Genomic DNA, 20686 nt, shown 5'->3' with positions numbered 1-20686 from the left:
TCTGCCTCTGTTACGACGCGGGCGAACGCCCTCGCAAGTCAGGACTGACCGATGATCCCTCGCTACTCCCGGCCGGAAATGGTGGCCATCTGGTCGCCCGAAACCCGGTTCCGCATCTGGTTCGAGATCGAGGCCTACGCTTGCGACGCGCTGGCCGAGCTCGGCGTGATCCCGAAGCAGGCCGCCAAAACCATCTGGGAAAAAGGCGGGGCCGCCAAGTTCGACGTCGAGGCGATCGACGAGATCGAGCGCGTCACCAAGCACGACGTCATCGCCTTCCTCACCCACCTCGGCGAATTCGTCGGTCCGGACGCCCGCTTCATTCATCAGGGCATGACTTCCTCGGACGTTCTCGACACCTGCTTTGCCGTGCAGCTCACCCGCGCCAGCGACATCCTTCTGGCCGATATTGACGGCCTGCTTGCGGCGCTCAAGCGCCGCGCCTTCGAACACAAGGACACCGTCACCATCGGTCGCAGCCACGGCATCCATGCGGAGCCGACCACCTTCGGCGTCAAGCTGGCGCAGGCCTATGCCGAATTCTCGCGCTGCCGCGAGCGGCTGGTGCACGCGCGCGAGGATATTGCGACATGCGCCATATCAGGTGCAGTCGGCACCTTCGCCAATATCGATCCCTATGTCGAAGAGCATGTGGCGAAGCAACTCGGATTGAAGCCGGAGCCGGTGTCGACGCAGGTGATCCCGCGCGACCGCCATGCGATGTTCTTTGCGACGCTCGCTGTCATCGCCTCGTCGATCGAACGGCTGGCGACAGAAATCCGCCATCTGCAGCGCACCGAGGTGCTGGAGGCCGAAGAGTATTTTTCGCCCGGGCAAAAGGGCTCGTCAGCGATGCCGCACAAGCGTAACCCGGTGCTGACCGAAAACCTCACCGGGCTTGCGCGCATGGTGCGTTCGTTCGCGATGCCGGCGATGGAGAACGTGGCGCTCTGGCACGAGCGCGACATTTCGCATTCGTCGGTCGAGCGCATGATTGGCCCGGATGCGACTGTTACGCTCGATTTCGCGCTATCGCGGCTGACCAGTGTCATCGACAGATTGCTCGTCTATCCCGACAACATGCTGAAGAACATGAACAAGTTCCGCGGCCTCGTGCATTCGCAGCGTGTGCTGCTGGCGCTGACCCAGGCCGGCGTCAGCCGTGAGGACGCCTACCGGCTGGTGCAGCGAAACGCCATGAAGGTATGGGAGCAAGGCGCTGATTTCCTTGACGAACTTTTGGCCGACAAGGAGGTCACCGCAGCCTTGCCCGAGGCCGAAATTCGTGAAAAATTCGACCTTGGCTATCATACCAAGCATGTCGACACGATCTTCAAGCGGGTGTTCGGAGAAGCGTGAGGCCACGCGGTTTTGACCGGTCCCAGCCGGCGGTTCCAAGCTGGAGCACCCCTCATCGGACCGCGGAGCCTGTCCTCGGGCTTGCCGAAAGCAAGACCCGTGGGCGGCCACCTTCTCCCACAAACAAGGGGAGAAGGTACGACGGCATCGACCTCGCCGCACCGTCAGGTTCGAATAATCAAGCCTTGCCGGGAACGGTCCTGATCACCGTTCCCCACGGGTCCTCGCGCGTCGCTGCATCAGTCGCATTGTCGGACCGCATTTCGACCCAGGCGAGGCCGGACCGGGAAGGATCGCGACGGCCGGCGCCGGCGCTCTGCCACGAATTGGCGCCGATGTGGTGGTGGTAGCCGCCTGATGACAGGAACACCGCCGCGCCACCATATTTCGCCATGGTATCGAAGCCGAATTCCTGGTGCCACCAGGCCTCGGCGTCTTCCGGCCGTCCGACGCGCAGATGGACATGGCCGATGATGCTGTTGTCCGGCATGCCCTGCCAGGCGGCATTGCCGGCGGGCACGTCGGCGACGACCGACGAAATGTTGAGCCGTTCGGTCGCCATCGCTATCTTGTCACCATTCCACTTCCAGTCCTCATGGCGGCGGTCGGAATAGATCTCGATGCCGTTGCCTTCGGGATCGGTCAGGTAGAGCGCCTCGCTGACCAGATGGTCGGAAGCGCCGTCGATGCCGATATTGTTGGCGATGGCGTGGTTGATCCAGCGCCCGAGGTCGGCCCGGCTGGGCAGCAGGAAGGCAGTGTGAAACAGGCCGGCGCTGCGCGGATCGTCAGGCTTCGCCGCTGCATCCGCTTCGATGTCGAGCAAGGGACGATTGGCGGCGCCCAGCGTGATCGTGCCGCCGGTGCGGCTCAGTTCCCGCAGCCCGACGACATCGCGATAGTAAGCGGCCAGGCTTTCAGCGTTCCGCGCGCGCAGCCCGACGCGGGCAACGCTGACCGGGGTCGTGGCGGCAAAAGGCAATTCACTCATCAAAGTCTCCGTTTGGGCGGCCTTCGACGAAATCCCCAAAACCAGGAGCCCGGCGCCACCTACCATCGTACGTCGTGTCAGTTCCAAATCCTGGTTCTCATTACACGGCTGTTTCTTTTCCCGATAACAGGTCGTCGATCGCGATCGTTCACACAAGACGGCAAGAAGCGAACATGGTGTTCACTATTTGTGAGTATCGCACCGGTCATCATCACGGTTGCACGAAACCGTGTCCCTCGCTACATGCGCGCCATGAAAGTCAGGGATGCAGACATTCTTATCGTGCCGGGCTACACCAATTCCGGCCCCGACCATTGGCAGAGCCGCTGGCAATCGAAATTGTCGACGGCGCGGCGCGTCGAGCAGGCTGAATGGTCGAAGCCAGTGCGCGAAGACTGGACGGCGAGCGTGGCGAAGGCGGTCAACGAGGCCGAGCGACCGGTCGTTGTCGTCGCTCATTCGCTCGGCGTCGCCGCCGTGATCCAGGCAATGCCACAGTTCCAGCGTCCGGTCGCCGGAGCCTTCTTCGTGGCGCCGCCCGACGTCGCCAACCCAGAGATAAAACCCAGGCACCTGATGACCTTCGGCCCTTATCCGCGCGAGCCGCTGGCATTTCCCTCGGTGGTGATCGCCAGCCGCAACGACCCGTTCTGCACCTTCGAGGTGGCCGAGGACATTGCCGGCGCCTGGGGCTCGCTGTTCATCGACGCCGGTGAGGCCGGACATCTCAACGCCGATGCCGGCTTCGGCCCGTGGCCCGAAGGCTCGATGACTTTTGCGAAATTCCTGACCGACCTTTAGGGGCCAACCGAGTCCCTGACGCTCTTCAGCAGGGTCTTTGCCCCCAGGCCGATCAGCGCATGCTCGGAGCCCATCGCCAGCAGCCGGTAGCCCATCGACACCACACGGCCGGCGATGGCCGGCTCAATGACGTAGATCGCGGCATGCTTGCCGGCCTTGCGCGCCCGCTCGGCGATCGAGGCGACTGTTTCCATCATGCTTTCGAGCGTCGAGTTGACGGCGGCGCCGTTCGACCAGGCAATCGAAAAATCCGATGGCCCGAGGAAGATGCCGTCGATACCCGGCGTGTCGAGGATGCCGTCGAGTGCATCGAGCGCGGCGCGCGTTTCGACCATGGCGAAGGCCATGGTGCGCGCGTTGCTGTCGCGCAGCCAGTCGGCATAGTCGCCCTTGCCATGACGCGGAAAGGCATAAGTCGGGCCCCAGGAACGCTCGCCGAGCGGCGGATACTTCATGGCGGTAGCGAACAGCCTGGCGTCCGCCACCGAATTCACCATCGGCGCAATCACCGCCTCGGCGCCGAAATCGAGCGCGCGGCTGGCCATGTCGAAGCGGCCGACCGGAATGCGCACCAGCGCCGGTTTGTTGGCGGCCAGCACCGGCCCAAGGCCGCGCAGCACGCTGTCCTCATGATGTCCGCCATGCTGCATGTCGAGCGTGACGGCATCGAACCCCTGTCTGGCAAGAATCTCGACCGTCAGGGCATCAGGCACGCCGGACCATGCGGTGCACAAGGTTTCATCGGCCGCAAGGCGTGACTTGAGGGACATGGGCGCCTTCCTTATTCGACCTCGCATCGGCCCAAAATCGCCGACAAAGTCGGCCCGACGCGAGGAGTCAAAGTTTTAGAGCGTACTTTCCGAATGGATGCACGTCGCTCTAATGCAGTTCAGCCGGAAACAGCTGCAAAGGCAAAGAAAAACCGCCCGGAGGGGCGAGGCGGTCGATTGGTCCAGCGTGTCGATTGGCTAAGAGCAAAGGGTCAGGTGTTCTTGATCTGCTCGATTGCCTGCGCCATCAGATCGTCCATGGTGCGGCGAATCTGGTGGTCCGACTGGACGACCCCGGCTTCGTCGAAATCCTTGCGGATCTTGCGGAAAACGTCGTGGTCGCCGGCTTCCTCGATATCGGCGAGGACGACCTGGCTGGCATAGGCTTCGGCGTCGGCCCCGGCCTTGCCGAGCTTTTCGGCGGCCCACAGGCCGAGCGCCTTGTTGCGGCGGGCCGCAGCCTTGAACCGGAGTTCCTCGTCGATTACGAACTTGCGCTCGAAGCCCTCCTCGCGATCTTTCATGCTGCTCATGGCATCCCTCCGGTCAAATCCGATTTGGTTGGCAGTCGAAGTATGTGTCTTGCCCAGCACAAACCAAAAGGCCGCGGGCCGGTCAATATGCTACATCACTTGCTGCGCTGCGGCATTTCATTCCGGAAAGCGGTGATTGAAAGGATTTGCCGATTGAGCAAACACTGCGATTGGGATAGACACCGGCATTGAACCCCTACCGTTGCCGCACTAATTTAGGCGTACGGACAGGAACTGGTCGCTTGCCGCCTGCCCGGAAATCCAGAGAAAAGATCAGATGAAAAATCGCCGCCGCATTTATGAAGGCAAGGCCAAGATCCTCTATGAGGGCCCTGAGCCGGGAACACTGATCCAATTCTTCAAGGACGACGCGACCGCTTTCAACAAGAAGAAGCACGAAATCGTCGATGGCAAGGGCGTGCTCAACAACCGCATTTCCGAGCACATCTTCAACCATCTCAACCGGATGGGCATTCCGACCCATTTCATCCGCCGGCTCAACATGCGCGAGCAGCTGATCAAGGAAGTCGAGATCATCCCGCTCGAGGTGGTCGTGCGCAATGTCGCCGCCGGCTCGCTGGCCAAGCGTCTCGGCATCGAGGAAGGCACTGTGCTGCCGCGCTCGATCATCGAATTCTATTACAAGGCCGATGCGCTCGACGACCCAATGGTGTCTGAAGAGCACATCACTGCTTTCGGCTGGGCAAGCCCGCAGGAGATCGACGACGTCATGGCGCTGGCCATCCGCGTCAACGACTTCCTCTCCGGCTTGTTCATGGGCGTAGGCATCCAGCTTGTCGACTTCAAGATCGAATGCGGCCGGCTGTTCGAAGGCGACATGATGCGCATCGTCGTTGCCGACGAGATTTCGCCGGACTCGTGCCGTCTGTGGGACGTGGCGACCCAGGACAAGCTCGACAAGGATCGTTTCCGCCGCGACATGGGCGGTCTGGTCGAAGCCTATCAGGAAGTCGCCCGCCGCCTCGGCATCATGAACGAGAACGAGCCGCCGCGTCCCGCCGGGCCGGTGCTCGTCGCCTCGACCGATGGCCTCAAAGGCAAGCCGCACTGAGATTTCTTGCCGCTCAACACGTCGAACAGGAGCATGTCCAGCGTGATCAAGGCCCGCATTACCGTCACTCTCAAGAACGGCGTGCTCGACCCGCAAGGCAAGGCGATCGAACACGCATTGTCCGGGATGGGCTTTGACGGCGTCGGCCAGGTTCGGCAGGGCAAGGTTTTCGACGTCGAGCTTGCTGAGAGCGACAAGGCCAAGGCCGAAGCCGATCTCAAAGCCATGTGCGACAAGCTTCTGGCGAATACGGTGATTGAGAACTATAGTGTGGCCATTACCTGAGGTTGTGCCGGAGGGCAGATGGCCGAGATTGATGGGAGCTTGATATTTGAAGTCCTCAAGTCCATTCAGTCGCGTCTGGACAGGATGGATTTGACGCTCGGGGAGGTAAAGTCCGAGCTTGGCTCTATCCGCGGCCATCTCATCGCCACCGAGGGCGACGTGAAGAACATTTATGGCGTGCTGGCTCGCCAGGACGAGCGCCTGGAACATATTGAACGCCGCTTAGACCTGCGCGAGCTTGCCGAAGCCCAGAGGCCTTACGAACCGAAATGAAATCAGCCGTCGTCCTCCTGCCAGGCCTCAACCGTGACCGCGACATGATCGCGGCGCTGACCAAGATTTCGGGAACGCCGCCGGTCACGGTCTGGCAGACCGACACCGAAATCCCCGACGTCGACCTGATCGCCATTCCCGGCGGCTTCTCCTTCGGCGATTATCTGCGCTGCGGCGCCATTGCGGCGCGCATGCCGGTGATGCGGGCGGTCGCCGAAAAGGCGGCCAAGGGCGTGATGGTCATCGGCGTCTGCAACGGCTTCCAGATCCTGGTCGAGGCCGGCCTCTTGCCGGGCGCCTTGATGCGCAACACGTCGCTGAAATTCGTCTGCCGACAGGTCAAGCTGCAGATCGCCAACGCCAACACAATGTTCACCCGCCGCTACCAGCCGGGCCAGATCATCCGCTCGCCGGTGGCGCATCATGACGGCAATTACTTTGCCGACGCCGAGACGCTGCGCAGGCTCGAAGGCGAAGGCCAAGTCGTGTTCCGCTATGCCGAAGGCACCAATCCCAACGGCTCGATCAACGACATTGCCGGCATCATCAACGGCCAGGGCAATGTGCTCGGCCTGATGCCGCATCCCGAGAACCTGATCGAAGCGGCGCATGGCGGCAGCGACGGCCGGGCGCTGTTCGAAAGCGCGCTTGGCATCGCCGCTTGATATCTTCAGCGTTCATCTTTTTTCCGAATTCGAAATAGGCGCCGCATGAGCCCGAGACAGACGATCGCCCGCCTCGCTCTTGTCGCCGCCGCCGGCCTTGTGCTCGCCTCCTGCCAGTCGAAGCCGAAGAACGCGCCGGCGCCTTCTGGCAAGAGCGCGGCGCTGCTTGCCATGGAACAGGTGGCGATCGCCGCCCACAAATGCTGGATCGCCAGCAAGGATCCCGCCTTCAAGCCCTATCAGATGGCCAACGAGCTGAATTCGTTCACCGGCACGCCGCGCTTCCTGCTGGTCCCGGTCAAGCATTATGGCGGAAAGCCGTTGCTGGTCGTGCAGGCACAGGGCAATTCACGCCGGGTGGACGTGTACGGTCCGCTGATGGCCGAACCGCTCGGCGCACGCATCAGTTCTGACATTGCCCGCTGGCAGGCTGGCAATCCGGCCTGCGGTGCGGCTGCATAGGGAAGTGAGCCGCTGCCTGCAGTCGAAGCCGGCGTATTCTCAGTCCCAGAACGGCCTCAGACCCTCACGATGGGCGTCGGCACGCGAGATGCCGATATCCCTAAGCTGATCGTCGGTCATCTCCAGCAAGACCAGCCGGCTGCGCCGGCGATCCAGCAGGCTGTCGATCCGGTTTGCGAGTGACCTGACCATACGAACCAGGCGACGGACATAGCCTTGCCGGCCTGACAGGCGCGCTCCGGGCAATTCAGCTCTTTTGTAACGGATTGTATCGATTGCAGCCATTTTCTTGCCACCAAAATTTCGAGATTGTACCCTTTTATCGCGCAAATCATATGTATTGACTCTTAATTCGGTGCAATATAGAAAATTGTCACCATGACAAATTGGCTTCCCGACCTTTCCACCGGCTCCGGGCCGCTCTATCAGCGGCTTGCAGATTCCATCGAAACGGACGTCGACCGTGGCTTGATCGCCGCCGGGGCAAAATTGCCGCCGCAGCGCGATCTGGCATACGACATCGGCACGACCGTCGGCACGGTCGGCAGGGCCTACCAATTGTTGCGCGAGCGGGGCCTGGTGAGCGGCGAAGTCGGACGCGGAACCTATGTGCTTGGCCGGCATGATGCCAAGACCGATCTGCTGGCGCCCGACCCGCAGGTGGAAGGCACGCGCTATATCGATGCGCCTCGCGGCAAACTGCGCTTCGACAGCACGGCTGCGCCTGATACCGGCCAGGGCGCCATTGTCGCCGATGTGCTTTCGCGCACGGCGCAGGAGCATCCGTACGAGATTTCAAGCTATACGCGGGATTTTCCCAACCGCTGGGTCGAGGCCGGCTGCAGCTGGCTGTCGCGAAATTCGTTTCGCCCAAGCCCCGATGGCATCGTTCCGACGCTCGGCACCCATGCCGCGGTTATGGCGGCGATTGCCGCGCTGACCACGCCCGGCGACTATATCGTCTTCGAGCACCTCACCTATTCGCAGATTTCTCGCAGCGCCGGCCTGATCGGTCGCCGCACCGCGCTGGTGACGTCGGACGCGGAAGGGCTCGATCCAGAGGATTTCGAGCGCGTCTGCGCGCAAAAACACCCGAAAATGATGTTCCTGATGCCGACGGCACAGAACCCCACACTGGTGACGCTGTCGGCGACGCGCCGCGAGGCCATCGCGCGCGTCGCGCGCGAATACAATGTCATCCTGATCGAGGACGATCTCTATGGCGATCTGACCGACGACCCGACGCCGCTCCTGGCCGAATATGCCCCCGAACGGACCATCGTTGCCGGCGGCCTGTCGAAATCGGTTGCGGCCGGCGTTCGCGGCGGCTGGCTCGCTTGTCCGCCGGCCTATCGCCACCGGATCCGGGTCGCTCACAAGATGCTGACGGGTGGCCTCCCCTTCCTGCTGGCGGAAGTGTGTAGCCGACTGGTTCTGTCCGGCCAGGCCAGCGAGATGCGCAAGCGCAGCATCGTCGAGATCAACGCGCGCGTGGCGATCGTGCGCGAGACACTAGCCGGGTTCGACTTCAACGCACTAGACAATGTGCCCTTCGTCTGGCTCACCCTGCCTGATCCATGGCTTTCCGGCACCTTCAAGAACGCCTGTCTCGAACATGGCGTGCTCATCGACGATGAGGACGAGTTCAAGGCCGGGCGTTCCGAGCAGGTTTTTCACGGCGTGCGGTTTGGCGTTTCACAGCCGGAGCGACGAGAGGACATCGCGGGCGGCGTCGGCGTGATCCGGCGGCTGCTGGACGAGGGCCGCGCCGGCTACGACAGTTTCTCCTGAACCGGCTTGAAACCGGCGGGCCGAATGGCGATCTTTCGCTACTTGCTGCACCGAGACCGTTTGGAAACTCTACTCTGGCGGCCATCTGGCAGCGTTTTCTGCGCTTCCGGTGCTCACGGACCTAAATGTCCGCTGCGCGCCGGTTCTCGAAACCACCACCATGTGACTCGCCAGAGCGAATTTCGAAAACAGTCTCTTACCGCTTTCCATCGTTTTTCGTCGCTTGATGGGTGTATCGGCTGCAAAGCTTGCGATAAGACGGGGCTCGATCCCAGGGACATAAATTGACGCCCATGACCATTTCCAATTCCGTGCCGATCACTCCGGAACTCATTGCCGCGCACGGGCTGAAGCCCGACGAATATCAGCGCATCCTCGATCTGGTCGGGCGCGAGCCGAGCTTTACCGAGCTCGGCATCTTTTCGGCGATGTGGAACGAGCACTGCTCGTATAAATCCTCGAAAAAGTGGCTGCGCACGCTGCCCACCACCGGGCCGCAGGTCATCCAGGGCCCGGGCGAGAATGCCGGCGTGGTCGATATCGGCGACGGCGACTGCGTCGTCTTCAAGATGGAGAGCCACAACCATCCCTCCTTCATCGAGCCCTATCAGGGTGCGGCGACCGGCGTCGGCGGCATCCTGCGCGATGTCTTCACCATGGGCGCCCGGCCGATCGCGGCAATGAACGCGCTGCGCTTCGGCGCGCCGAACCATCCCAGGACCAGGCACCTGGTTGCCGGCGTCGTTGCCGGCGTCGGCGGCTACGGCAATTCCTTCGGCGTGCCGACGGTCGGCGGGGAAGTCAATTTCGACGCGCGCTACAATGGCAACATCCTGGTCAACGCCTTTGCGGCGGGGCTGGCCAAGACCGATGCGATCTTCCTGTCGGAAGCCAAGGGCGTCGGCCTGCCGGTCGTCTATCTCGGCGCCAAGACCGGCCGCGACGGTGTCGGCGGCGCCACCATGGCCTCGGCCGAATTCGACGACAGGATCGACGAGAAGCGGCCCACCGTTCAGGTCGGCGACCCGTTCACCGAAAAATGCCTGCTCGAAGCCTGCCTCGAACTGATGGCGTCCGGCGCCGTCATCGCCATCCAGGACATGGGTGCTGCCGGCCTCACCTGCTCGGCGGTCGAGATGGGCGCCAAGGGCGACCTCGGCATCGAGCTCGACCTCGACAAGGTGCCGGTGCGCGAGGAGCGCATGAGCGCCTATGAGATGATGTTGTCGGAGAGCCAGGAGCGCATGCTGATGGTGCTGCGCCCCGAAAAGGAAAAGCAAGCCGAGGCGATCTTCCACAAATGGGGCCTCGACTTCGCCATCGTCGGCAAGACAACCGACGATCTGCGCTTTCGCGTGCTGCACCAGGGCGATGAAGTCGCCAATCTGCCGATCAAGGACCTTGGCGACCAGGCGCCAGAATATGACCGTCCCTGGACCGAGCCGAAGAAGCCGGCGCCGATGGCGGCCGGCGATGCACCGCAAGCGGATGTCGCCGAGGCGCTGCTGAAACTGCTTGGCGGGCCCGACCTGTCCTCGCGCCGCTGGGTATGGGAACAATACGACACGCTGATCCAGGGCAATTCGCTGCAGCTTCCGGGCGGCGATGCCGGCGTGGTGCGCGTCGAGGGCCATCCGACCAAGGCGCTCGCCTTCTCCTCCGACGTGACGCCGCGCTATTGCGAGGCCGACCCTTACGAGGGCGGCAAGCAGGCGGTGGCCGAATGCTGGCGCAATCTTACCGCCACCGGCGCGCTGCCGCTCGCGGCCACCGACAACCTCAATTTCGGCAACCCGGAACGACCCGAGATCATGGGCCAGTTGGTCGGCGCCGTGAAAGGCATCGGCGACGCCTGTCGCGCGCTCGGCTTTCCGATCGTCTCCGGCAATGTCTCGCTCTACAACGAAACCAACGGGCAAGGCATCTTGCCGACGCCGACCATCGGCGGCGTCGGACTGATCGCCGACTGGTCCCAGATGGCGCGGATCGGCTTTGCCGCCGAGGGCCAGATGATCCTGCTGGTCGGCGCGCCGTCGATGTGGGGAACGCATCTCGCCCAGTCGGCCTATATGCGCGACATCCATGGCCGCACCGATGGCCCGCCGCCGCCGGTCGACCTCGACCACGAAAAGCGCGTCGGCGACCATGTACGCACTCTGATCGCCTCCGGCGTCGTCACATCAGCGCATGACGTTTCCGATGGCGGCATTGCCGTCGCGCTGGCCGAGATGGCGATGGCGTCCGGCATCGGCGCAACCGTCCCCGGCCTGGTCGGGACCGACCCGATCCCGGTCTGGTTCGGCGAGGATCAGGGCCGCTACCTCTTGACGCTGTCGATCGATCCGCAAAGCGAGGAATGGGACGCCATTCGCGAAGAGCAGAGCAAGCTCGGCATCTTCGCGCCGTGGATCGGCTCGACCGGCGGCAGCGACCTGAAACTCGGCGAGGCGCGGGCGATCGCTGTCGGCGAATTGACCGCTGCCCACGAATCCTGGTTTCCTCGCTTCATGGCAAATGAGGTCGTGGACCCCTGATTTGATCGAGCGGGGTCGTTGCGGTGTGGTTCATCCGCCGTTTCGATCATATCTATGAGATCTGAACAAGGAATCCTCGCATGGCAATGGACGCGCACGACATCGAACGGTTGATCAAGGAAGGCATTCCGGACGCCAAGGTGACGATTCGCGACCTGGCCGGCGACGGCGACCATTATGCGGCCGAAGTGGTGGCCGAAAGCTTTCGCGGCAAAAGCCGCGTCCAGCAGCATCAGATGGTCTATGACGCGCTGAAGGGCAATATGGGCGGCGTGCTGCACGCGCTCGCACTGCAGACCAGCGTGCCGGAGTAAGCTTTTTTAGGACTTTGCTGGCTTGGGAAGATAGCCGTCCGATGCTCTTGGCCCAGGCCATCCTTTGCGCCATTTGCGTGACAAGGCGGCAAACGTCTTGTTTCAGGCAACCTATGGGTTTATTTGAAAGGGAATGTTTCGAGCCCGGCTCCCGCGGGCATGAAAGGATTTTCTATGAGCGGTATCAACGACTACATCGACAGCGAAGTGAAGGCCAACGACGTCGTTCTCTTCATGAAGGGCACGCCCGGTTTCCCGCAATGCGGATTTTCCGGTCAGGTCGTGCAGATCCTCGACTATATCGGGGCCGACTACAAGGGCGTCGACGTGCTGACCTCGGCCGAGCTGCGGCAAGGTATCAAGGAATACTCCAACTGGCCGACGATCCCTCAGCTCTACGTCAAGGGTGAGTTCGTCGGCGGTTGCGACATCGTCCGTGAGATGTTCCAGGCTGGCGAACTGCAGACGTTCCTCGTCGAAAAGGGCGTCAGCGTCAAAGGCGCCGCCTGACGAACATTTAGGGCACTTCGCCAAGCTGACTATCTCCCCGGTATCGGGGCACAAGACGAATGAATGCGCCGGTGCGCCGGCGCTTTTTCGTTTGAAGATCGGACTTTGCCGTGGATCAGCATGCAGAAGCGCAGCAACAGGCAAGCACCTTGCCTATTCCGCGCTGGGAATTCATCGCGCTGTGCGCGGCGTTGATGGCGCTCAACTCGCTGGCCATCGACATCATGCTGCCGGCGCTGCAGCAGATCGGCGCCTCGCTGGGCGTGGAAAATGAAAACCACCGCCAATATGTGATTGCCGCGTACATTCTCGGCTTTGGCGGCGGACAGCTCTTCTTCGGGCCGATCTCGGACCGCTTCGGACGCCGCGCTCCGCTCGTCGTCGGACTGGTTATCTATGTCGCAGCGGCGAGTGCGGCGGCGATCGCCCCGACATTCGCTACGCTTATCCTGTGCCGGGTGGTGCAAGGCATAGGCGCCGCGGCCACACGTGTCATCGCCGTCTCGATCGTGCGCGATACGTTCGACGGTCGGCGCATGGCCGAGGTGATGTCGCTGATCTTCATGGTGTTCATGGCGATTCCGGTGGTGGCGCCAGGCATCGGCCAGTTCATCATGCTGTTTGCCTCCTGGCACTGGATCTTCATCACCATGGCGGCAGGCGCACTGGTCGTCTCAGCCTGGTCGCTGCTGCGGCTGCCCGAAACGCTGCATCCCGAATATCGCCGGCCGCTGACGGCATCATCCGTCCTTGGCGGTTTCCGCATCGTGCTGACCAATCGCATCGCGCTATGCTATGCCTTCGCCAGCACTTTTGCCTTCGGTGCGATGTTCGGCTTCATCAACTCGGCGCAGCAGATCTATGTCGACGTCTTCGGCGTCGGCGAGATGTTCCCGCTGATTTTCGCAGGGATCGCCGGCGTGCTCTCCTTTTCGAGCTATTTGAATTCGCGCCTTGTCGGCCGCATCGGTATGCGCCGCCTGTCGCAAAGCGCGCTGCTCTTGTTTCTGGCCATCAGCCTCGCCTGGCTGGTCGTTTCCATCCAGATGAAGATGCCGCTCTGGCTTTTCATCACCTTCTTTGCCGGCACGATGGTCCCGTTCGGCGCACTCGGCGCGAATTTCAACGCACTCGCAATGGAGCCGCTCGGCCAATTGGCCGGGACGGCGTCGTCCATTCTGGGCTTCATGCAGACCTTCCTCGGCGGCGTGCTCGGCACGCTGATCGGCCAAGCCTTCAACGGCACGGTGACGCCCTTGGCCGCCGGATTCTGCAGCGTTTCGCTTGGCGCATTGGTGATGGTGCTGATCGCCGAGCGCGGCAAATTCTTCCAGCCGCAGAACCCGCCGGTTTAAGGCCGGGCGCGTTTCAGGATTCATCCCCGCTCGCTGCGGTGAAGCGAGGGAACAGCAAACGCCCTGCGATCGCCCCACCCATCCTGTCCGAAACCGGCAGTGGCAGAGCCTTGTCGAGGGCCTCGAGGACGGAGGCGACGAAAGCCCGGTTGAGGCTGCCATCATCCCCCAGACGGGAGTAGGTGGCGCGAGGCTTGCCGATAAGTGTGCCGTTTCGGCGAATTGAGAACTGCAGCGTCAGGGTCATGCCCGCGGTTCCGGGCGGCGGCTCCCAGCAGGCGACGATCGCGGAGAACATCTCGTTTATGGTGTTGATGGGATCGGGATTGCGACAGCCGCGTTCCTGCGATGTTGCCGCGTCAGGCCCGGCAACCAGGGCAAGGGTAAGGGCGACAATTGCGGACCGAGGTTTCATCTCGGGTCTCCGGTTTCGCGCGATAAATGTAATCGAATTTATCGACGAAAGCTTCCATCGAGTATCAGCGCTGCGGATGGATCCTTTCAGACGTCGGCGCTTTAGTGGCGCACCATGCCGGCGTCGACGTTCAGCGTCTGGCCGGTGATCCAGCGTGCGTCATCCGAGGCCAGGAACGACACCACATCGGCGATATGTTCCGGCTGCCCTTTGCCTTTCATAGCCTGCAGCATCTCGACGAAGCCGAACGCCTCGTTGTGCGGGCTCGCCTTGACCCCATCGCTCTCGATCAGGCCCGGCGTCACCGCGTTGGCGGTGATGTTGTATTTGCCGAGTTCTGTGGCGAGCGCCCTGGTGAAGCCGATGACGCCGCCCTTGGCCGCGACATAGGCCGCCATGTTCGGCGTGCCGGCAAAGAAGCTGTTGGAGGCGATGCTGATCACCCGGCCGGCCTTGCCGGCGGCACGCATCTGGTCCGTTGCCGCGCGGCTGACGATGAAGGTTCCGGTCAGATTGACGTCGATGATCTTGCGCCAATGGTCGAGGTCGACATCGTCCCAGGCGACGAAGGGCACGATGCTGGCGTTGTTGACCAGGATATCGATGCCACCGGTCAGTGCCTGGATCTCGGCGAACAGCGCCTTGACGGATGCCGGATCGGAGATGTCAGCGGCGATCGCCTTCGCTTTTGCGCCGATCGCCGCCGCCGCCGCTTCGGCGCCTTCCGCATTGATGTCGCTGACGATGACGGTCGCGCCATCGGCGGCCAAGCGCGCGGCGATCGCCTTGCCGATGCCTTGTGCGGCCCCGGTAACCAGGGCGGTCTTTCCCGCAAGCCGTTCAGTCATTTCCGTGCTCCATGTGATCTGTGACTTCATCTCAGGCGTCGGCGTCGATAACGGCGAGCGCCGCGTCGATGCCTTTGCCGACCGCGAGCTTTTCGCCCAAAGCATTCATCGCGCCGCCAAGTGCCGTCAGCGCCGCGATCGCATAGATCGGCTGGGCGGTCGGGCCCATATGGCCGATGCGCGTCAACTTGCCCAATGTCTCGCCCCGGCCCGACGAAAACACCACGCCGTAACGGGCGCGCGCAGCCTGGCGAAGCGCCTCCTCGTCGATGCCTTCGGGCGTCCGGACGGCAGTCGTGGTCGGCGATGCGATGATGTCGCTGGCCGCCCAGATCGACAGACCCATCGCGGCGACGCCGGCGCGCATGGCCTTGGCGGTGAGCGCGTGGCGCGCCCACACCGCCGCCGGTCCCTCATTGAGGTAGAGGTCGAGCGCGACGTCGAGCCCGTTCACTTCCGCGACAGACGGCGTGAACGGAAACGGCTTGTCCTTCGACCACGCATGCTCCCAATCGACGATGCTGAGCATCGACGCGCGCGGCGCCAGTGGATTGGCCTTCATTTTCGCCCAGGCCCGCTCGCTGACGCCCATCATCGTCAGCCCGGGAGGCGCGCCGAGGCATTTGTTCGGGCCGGTGACATAAATGTCGGCCTTGCAGTCCTCCGGATGCGTTTTCATGCCGCCGAAGGACGAAACGGCGTCGACGATCAGATAGGCGCCATGCCCCGAAACCAGCGCGCCGATGGCATCGATCGGGTTGACGGTGCCCGACGGCGTGTCGTGATGGCAGACGGAAACGATGTTGATTTCCGGATGCGCTTCCAGCATTGCCGCAACCGCCTGCGGGTCGATCGCCTCGTTATAGGGCACCTCGATTTCGAGCAGATGCGGCGAATAGCGCTTTGCCCAATAGCCAAAACCCTTGCCGTAGACGCCCGAGGCAAGGTTGAGCACGACGTCGTCGGGCGTGATCAGGGAGGCTGCCGCGGCCTCCAGGCCAAGGACCGGCTCGCCATGCAGAATGACCGGCTTGTTGGACAGCCGCATCGCCTTCTGCGCCTTGTCGACCACACGCTCGTAAAAGAGCTGGAACGCCGGGTCGTAATCGTAGAGCACGGTGCGGCCGAGGCCGCGCAGCACATCGGGATAGGCGTTCACCGGCCCGGCGGTGAGCGTGATGACCGGTTCGGCGTGTTCGAGATAGCGCATGGTCTTTGTCTCTTCGTTGGCGGCGGTCAGCCGTAGAATTGCGTGCCGGTCCGATAGGTCTTGAAGTTTTCCATGTCGTGCGAATACATCAGCTCGGCCCCATAATCCTCGGCGAGCTTCTTGACCTTGCGCATCGAGTTGACACCCGCCACCGGGTCGATATGGAAGGCCGCCTGGCACAGCGTTTCAAGGCTCTTCTGCGTGTAGGCCGCATCGATGGTGAACATGATCGGCTTGCGCTTGGGAAATTCGACAAGCAAGCTGTAATGGCCGATAGAATGGCCGGGCGTCGAGATCAATTTGACCCCCCTGGCAAGCTCGACATCGCCGTCGATGCCCTCGAAGGTCGAGTTGGCCCGCGTCGTGCCCTCCAGCAATTGCGCGGTCGCGCCACGCGCTTCGGCAGCCTCCGCTGAAAAGCTCAGATCCGAATAGCCAAGGTGCTCGAAAGGCTGAGGATTGCAGGCCTGCGGCACCTCGGTGCGATGACAGATCTTCTTGGCATGCGGAAAATACTTGTTGCCGCCGCAATGGTCGAAGTGGAAATGCGAGTTGACGACGACGTCGATATCCTTCGGCTCGAGGCCGAGCAGCGCCAAGGCGCCGGGAATGGTCTGGTGCTTTTCCTGGATCGGCTTTTCGAAAGGCAGCACCTTCATGACGTGGTCGTAGTCGTAGCCGGTGTCGATGAGAAACCGGCCCTCGGCATGCTCGATCAGGATCGAATAGACGGGAAAGCGCACTTCGCCGCCGGGGCCGCGATTCCAGAACACGTGATAGCCGTCGAGAACGAGCGAGCCACCATCGAGCAGGTAGACCTTGGTATCCGACATTTTGTTCTCTCCTCTGTTGGCGCGGGTCCCGTCCGCGCCTGAACCTGATCAGCGCACGCCGCGCTCGTATGGAATGCCGAGCGCTGCCGGCAGGCTGGCCCGCCGGCCGAACAGAACCAGCATGATCATCACCGCCAGGAACGGCAGCATCTGGATGACGTCGGTTGGTATGTTGATGCCGGCCACCTGCATGGCTGTCATCAGCGACAGGCACACGCCGAACAACAAGGCACCGAACAGCACCCAGACCGGGCGACCACGCGCCAGCATGGCCAGCACGATTCCGAGAAAGCCCGCGCCATTGGTGATGAAGGGAATGAACAGGCCGGCGCCGACATTGGCGAGAAAGGCGCCGCCAAGCCCTGCCAGCGCTCCAGTCGTCAGCACGGCGATGGTGCGGGTTCGTGCGACGTCGATGCCGGCGACGTCAAGCGCGGCCGGCTTGTCGCCCGCCGCCTGCAGGTTCAGGCCGAGCTGCGTGCGCCGATAGATGTAGCCCATGGCGAAAACCAGTGCTACCGCCAGGTAGACGATCAGATGCTGCCTGAACAACGCCGGCCCGATCACCGGAATGCCCGACAGCAACGGAATGACGGTCACATCCACCGCTGGCAGGCGGGGATAGCTGCGCGAAAACTGGAAATGGTGGAGCAGCGCCGTCAGGCCTTCAAGTCCCAATGTCAGCGCTATGCCGGTGACGATCTGGTTCAAGCCGATGCGCACGCAAAGCAGCGCCATGACCAGCGCCACGGCGATACCGCCGCCGGCGCCGGTGAGAAAGCCCAGCCACAGCGATCCGGAATAGAAGGCGCCGACGAAGCCGAGATAGGCGCCGGCCAGCATCATGCCTTCGATGCCGATATTGAGCACGCCGGCCTTTTCGGACATCTGTTCGCCGAGGCCAGCCAGCAGCAGCGGGATCGCCGCGGTGACGGCGCCAAACAAAAGCGCGCTGAGAAAGACTTCGCTGAACAGCCCGGTCATAACTTCAGGCCCTCCGCGACTGATTGTAGCGGTGATCGACGTATTCGGCGAGCGCGAGCACGATCAGCACGATGGAGACCAGCACCAGCGTGAAATGATTGGGCACGCCGAGGCGGCGGGCCGCGCTCTCCCCGCCGATCGACAGCACCGAAAGCAGGAACACGAAACCGATGGCGGCAAAGCCGTTCATGCGGGCGAGGAACACGACGGGAATGACCGCCAGCCCATAAGCGGGGTTCCAGTCGGCGCGGACGTTACCTTGGACGCCGAGGATATCGACAGCGCCGGCAAGTCCGGCCAGCCCGGCCGAAATGGCGAAGACGGCAATGGTGAGCTTCGGCACGCCGAGCCCCGCATGGATGGCCGCGCGTGGGTTGGCCCCGACGATCCTCAGCCTCAGGCCGAAGGCCGTGCGCGTCATCACCAGATGTACGGTGATGATCGCCGCCAGTCCCAGAAGCAGGCCGCTGGTGATGGTCGTGTCGAACAGGCGCGGCAGCCGGTCCTCGACCGGCAAGGTGCGGGTCTGCGGCACGGTCGTGCCCGGATCGCGAATCATCAGCTTGACCAGCACATTGGCAAGCGAGGTGCCCAGGAACGTCATCATCAGCGTGGTGATGATCTCGTTGACGCCCTGATAGGCCCGCAAAAGGGCTGGCACCAGCGACCAGAGCATCGCAACCGCCATGGCGATGACGAACGAGCAGATTAGCGCCAGCCAGGCAGGCATGACTTCCACGAAAACCGGAGCGCTGGCGGCGGCCGTTACCGCGCCGAGCAGGAACTGGCCATCGCCGCCGAGATTCCACATGCCGGCGCGAAAGGCCACGATCAGGCCGGCGGCAAGAAACAGCAGCGGCGCCATGCGCGTCAGCGTCTGCTGGATGCCGAGCGGCGACAAAAGCCCTCTCTCGAGCACAAAGCCATAATATGCAAACGGGTCGACGCCGACGGCAAGCAGGATGCAGCCGGCGATGATAAGCGCGGCCAGTATAGGGCCGATGGTCATCAGCAGCCGATGCTGGATATCGCGGCGCGTGACCACAGCGGCCGTGGCATCGAGTGCGGTTGCGCCGGCGGCTGGGACGGTGTCGATGCTCATGCGGCAAGTCCGATCATCAAGCGACCGATCTTGGAGCGGGCATCGCCGACATTCTCGACCGTGCCGACCAGCGAGCCGTTCGAGATGACGGCGATGCGGTCGCACATGCTGAGCAACTCCTCCAGGTCGGTGGAGATGAGCAGCACGGCAAGGCCGCGTGCCGCCGTATCGCGGATTCGCTGGCGCGAAGCCAATGTATTGGCGAGATCGAGGCCATAGGTCGGCTTGTTGAAGATCACCACTTTTGCGCCTTCGGCGAGTTCGCGCGCCAGCAGCACCTTCTGGATATTGCCCCCGGAGAGTCGGGCGACCGGCGTTTTCAGGCTGGGCGTGCGCACGTCGTATTCGCGGACGAGCTGAGCGGCGCGCTTGTCGATTTCAGCGCGCTGCTCGACGCCGTTGCGCCAGAAGGGAGCGGCGCCGACCTGCTTGAGGAAGAAATTGATCGAGACCGGAAAAGTCCCGACCGTGCCCTCGCCGAGCCGATCGTCGGTCAGGTAGCGAAGGCCTCGCTCACGGCGTTCGCCGACGCTCAGCGCCTCGATGGACGTGCCCTGCAGCCGCACCGAACCGCTCACCGTCGCCCGCTGGCCGGCCAGCGCCTCCGCCAGTTGCTTCTGGCCATTGCCGTCGATACCAGCGATGCCCAGCAGCTCGCCTGGACGGATGTCGAACGAAATCGATAACAGGCCCGGCGCGTCGTCTGTCGGTGCGACCGCGAGTTCATGGACCTGAAGCAGCGGAGCCGCTCCGGCGTGAATGGTGCGAACCGGACGCTCGGACGCTTCCGGGTCGTGTTTCTGCTTGCCGAACATCAATTCGACGATCTCCGAAACGATCGCCTGCTCGCCTAGCGCCCGAAACCGCTCGGGAGGAATTTCGCCGACCTTGCGGCCGAGTTTCAGCACCGAGATTCGATCGCCGAAGGCCGCCGCCTCCTTGAGCTTGTGGGTGATGAGGACGATTGCCAGCCCCTGTTCGACAAGGCGGCGCATCAGCGCTCCCAGCTCATCGATGCCTTTCGGCGTCAGCATCGAGGTCGACTCGTCGAGGATCAGAATCCGGCTGTTGCGCACCATCGCGCGCAGGATCTCGACCTGCTGCTGTTCGCCGAGCGAGAGTTCCGACACCTTGGCATGCAGCTTGACCGTGATACCGAGCGCCCTGGTGATTTCGGCGACGCGCGCTTCCAGTTCCTCGGTCTTGGGCCGCTGCCACCACGGGCCGCCGAGCAACAGGTTTTGCGCGACCGTCAGCGTCGGCACCAGCATCATGTGCTGGAATACGGTTCCGATGCCGAGCGCCAGCGCATGGCGCGGCGAGGTGATCGCGATAGGCTCGCCGTCGACCAATATGCGGCCCTCGTCCGGCTGCTGCAGGCCGGACAGCATGCCGATCAAGGTGGATTTTCCGGCGCCGTTTTCACCGAGCAGCACATGCACTTCACCCGGACGGATCGCCAGATCGACGCTGTCGTTGGCGACGACGCCGGGAAACCGTTTGGTCACGCCTTCAAGCGCGACGATGTCGTGCTTGTCGACCGACAATGAGGACCCACTACTCATGAAAGCCAAGGCCT

General features: G+C 62.8%; 23 protein-coding genes. 12 read left to right on the top strand and 11 right to left on the bottom strand.

Annotation, left to right across the window (positions count from 1 at the left end; genetic code table 11):
• Window positions 1–51 precede the first annotated feature (51 nt).
• Entirely contained in the window at window positions 52–1359 is a 1308-nt protein-coding gene (gene purB, locus AC0L18_RS22575; RefSeq protein WP_473494248.1) for an adenylosuccinate lyase, read from the top strand.
• Between the two features lie 178 nt (window positions 1360–1537).
• Here the strand turns inward: purB and AC0L18_RS22570 are convergent, their stop codons facing one another.
• A complete protein-coding gene (locus AC0L18_RS22570) occupies window positions 1538–2350 on the bottom strand; it encodes a VOC family protein (RefSeq protein ID WP_473494247.1) in 813 nt (270 codons plus the stop codon).
• Between the two features lie 252 nt (window positions 2351–2602).
• Here AC0L18_RS22570 and AC0L18_RS22565 point away from each other — a divergent pair, with 252 nt between their 5' ends.
• Window positions 2603–3151, top strand: a complete 549-nt coding sequence (locus AC0L18_RS22565) for an RBBP9/YdeN family alpha/beta hydrolase (RefSeq protein WP_287247701.1) — start codon at window positions 2603–2605, stop codon at window positions 3149–3151.
• Here AC0L18_RS22565 and AC0L18_RS22560 read toward each other — a convergent pair.
• Together AC0L18_RS22560 and AC0L18_RS22555 are read right to left on the bottom strand one after the other, a co-directional pair.
• Complete coding sequence (locus tag AC0L18_RS22560; RefSeq protein ID WP_473494246.1) at window positions 3148–3921, bottom strand: HpcH/HpaI aldolase family protein; 774 nt, start codon at window positions 3919–3921, stop codon at window positions 3148–3150. The two genes, AC0L18_RS22565 and AC0L18_RS22560, sit on opposite strands and share 4 nt — an antisense overlap.
• 212 nt (window positions 3922–4133) lie before the next feature.
• Window positions 4134–4454, bottom strand: a complete 321-nt coding sequence (locus tag AC0L18_RS22555; protein ID WP_091591813.1) for a DUF1476 domain-containing protein — start codon at window positions 4452–4454, stop codon at window positions 4134–4136.
• A 277-nt stretch (window positions 4455–4731) separates the two neighbouring features.
• Here AC0L18_RS22555 and purC point away from each other — a divergent pair, with 277 nt between their 5' ends.
• Genes purC through AC0L18_RS22530 form a run of 5 tightly spaced genes read left to right on the top strand, consistent with a single transcriptional unit; the run spans window position 4732 to window position 7211 of the window.
• On the top strand, window positions 4732–5526 hold the full coding sequence (gene purC, locus AC0L18_RS22550; protein ID WP_023798245.1) for a phosphoribosylaminoimidazolesuccinocarboxamide synthase: 795 nt from the start codon (window positions 4732–4734) through the stop codon (window positions 5524–5526).
• 42 nt (window positions 5527–5568) lie between these two features.
• Complete coding sequence (gene purS, locus AC0L18_RS22545) at window positions 5569–5811, top strand: phosphoribosylformylglycinamidine synthase subunit PurS (RefSeq protein ID WP_023798246.1); 243 nt, start codon at window positions 5569–5571, stop codon at window positions 5809–5811.
• Window positions 5812–5829: 18 nt separating this feature from the next.
• A complete protein-coding gene (locus AC0L18_RS22540) occupies window positions 5830–6084 on the top strand; it encodes a hypothetical protein (protein WP_091591367.1) in 255 nt (84 codons plus the stop codon).
• The gene (gene purQ, locus AC0L18_RS22535) at window positions 6081–6749 is read left to right on the top strand and encodes a phosphoribosylformylglycinamidine synthase subunit PurQ (RefSeq protein ID WP_023798248.1); all 669 of its coding nucleotides are present in this window, start codon (window positions 6081–6083) and stop codon (window positions 6747–6749) included. The genes AC0L18_RS22540 and purQ overlap by 4 nt, the downstream gene beginning before the upstream one ends.
• Window positions 6750–6794: 45 nt before the next feature.
• Window positions 6795–7211 (top strand): hypothetical protein, encoded by a 417-nt coding sequence (locus tag AC0L18_RS22530; protein WP_287221121.1) that lies wholly within the window; start codon window positions 6795–6797, stop codon window positions 7209–7211.
• Between the two features lie 39 nt (window positions 7212–7250).
• Here the strand turns inward: AC0L18_RS22530 and AC0L18_RS22525 are convergent, their stop codons facing one another.
• Window positions 7251–7496 (bottom strand): DUF1127 domain-containing protein, encoded by a 246-nt coding sequence (locus AC0L18_RS22525; RefSeq protein WP_473494245.1) that lies wholly within the window; start codon window positions 7494–7496, stop codon window positions 7251–7253.
• Window positions 7497–7589: 93 nt separating this feature from the next.
• On the opposite strand from AC0L18_RS22525, the gene AC0L18_RS22520 reads away from it, so the two are divergent.
• The 5 genes from AC0L18_RS22520 (at window position 7590) to AC0L18_RS22500 (ending at window position 13715) form a co-directional block, all read left to right on the top strand.
• A complete protein-coding gene (locus AC0L18_RS22520) occupies window positions 7590–9002 on the top strand; it encodes an aminotransferase-like domain-containing protein (RefSeq protein ID WP_473494244.1) in 1413 nt (470 codons plus the stop codon).
• Between the two features lie 293 nt (window positions 9003–9295).
• Window positions 9296–11536, top strand: coding sequence for a phosphoribosylformylglycinamidine synthase subunit PurL (purL, locus tag AC0L18_RS22515; protein WP_473494243.1), 2241 nt, complete (start codon window positions 9296–9298; stop codon window positions 11534–11536).
• Between the two features lie 80 nt (window positions 11537–11616).
• Complete coding sequence (locus AC0L18_RS22510; protein WP_023798252.1) at window positions 11617–11850, top strand: BolA/IbaG family iron-sulfur metabolism protein; 234 nt, start codon at window positions 11617–11619, stop codon at window positions 11848–11850.
• A gap of 174 nt (window positions 11851–12024) precedes the next feature.
• Entirely contained in the window at window positions 12025–12360 is a 336-nt protein-coding gene (grxD, locus tag AC0L18_RS22505) for a Grx4 family monothiol glutaredoxin (RefSeq protein ID WP_023798253.1), read from the top strand.
• A 110-nt stretch (window positions 12361–12470) separates the two neighbouring features.
• Window positions 12471–13715, top strand: coding sequence for a multidrug effflux MFS transporter (locus tag AC0L18_RS22500; protein WP_473494242.1), 1245 nt, complete (start codon window positions 12471–12473; stop codon window positions 13713–13715).
• 13 nt (window positions 13716–13728) lie between these two features.
• Here AC0L18_RS22500 and AC0L18_RS22495 read toward each other — a convergent pair whose 3' ends face one another.
• The 7 genes from AC0L18_RS22495 to AC0L18_RS22465 form a co-directional block, all read right to left on the bottom strand.
• Window positions 13729–14130, bottom strand: a complete 402-nt coding sequence (locus AC0L18_RS22495) for a hypothetical protein (RefSeq protein ID WP_473494241.1) — start codon at window positions 14128–14130, stop codon at window positions 13729–13731.
• Between the two features lie 101 nt (window positions 14131–14231).
• Window positions 14232–14978 carry a pyridoxal 4-dehydrogenase, SDR-type gene (gene pldH, locus AC0L18_RS22490; RefSeq protein WP_023798256.1) on the bottom strand — a complete coding sequence of 249 codons (747 nt, stop codon included), beginning with the start codon at window positions 14976–14978 and terminating at the stop codon, window positions 14232–14234.
• A 31-nt stretch (window positions 14979–15009) separates the two neighbouring features.
• Window positions 15010–16188 (bottom strand): pyridoxamine--pyruvate transaminase, encoded by a 1179-nt coding sequence (ppaT, locus tag AC0L18_RS22485; RefSeq protein WP_473494240.1) that lies wholly within the window; start codon window positions 16186–16188, stop codon window positions 15010–15012.
• Between the two features lie 26 nt (window positions 16189–16214).
• Window positions 16215–17021 (bottom strand): 4-pyridoxolactonase, encoded by an 807-nt coding sequence (pldA, locus tag AC0L18_RS22480; RefSeq protein WP_091591383.1) that lies wholly within the window; start codon window positions 17019–17021, stop codon window positions 16215–16217.
• 48 nt (window positions 17022–17069) lie between these two features.
• On the bottom strand, window positions 17070–18005 hold the full coding sequence (locus AC0L18_RS22475; protein ID WP_473494239.1) for a putative B6 ABC transporter permease subunit 1: 936 nt from the start codon (window positions 18003–18005) through the stop codon (window positions 17070–17072).
• A gap of 4 nt (window positions 18006–18009) precedes the next feature.
• Window positions 18010–19107, bottom strand: coding sequence for a putative B6 ABC transporter permease subunit 2 (locus tag AC0L18_RS22470; protein ID WP_473494238.1), 1098 nt, complete (start codon window positions 19105–19107; stop codon window positions 18010–18012).
• The gene (locus AC0L18_RS22465) at window positions 19104–20672 is read right to left on the bottom strand and encodes a putative B6 ABC transporter ATP-binding protein (RefSeq protein WP_473494237.1); all 1569 of its coding nucleotides are present in this window, start codon (window positions 20670–20672) and stop codon (window positions 19104–19106) included. The genes AC0L18_RS22470 and AC0L18_RS22465 overlap by 4 nt, the downstream gene beginning before the upstream one ends.
• Between the last annotated feature and the right edge of the window lie 14 nt (window positions 20673–20686).

Source organism: Mesorhizobium sp. WSM4819 (assembly GCF_055811215.1).
Note: the sequence above shows the minus strand (reverse complement) of the source record. Positions and strands in the feature narration are given on the sequence as shown.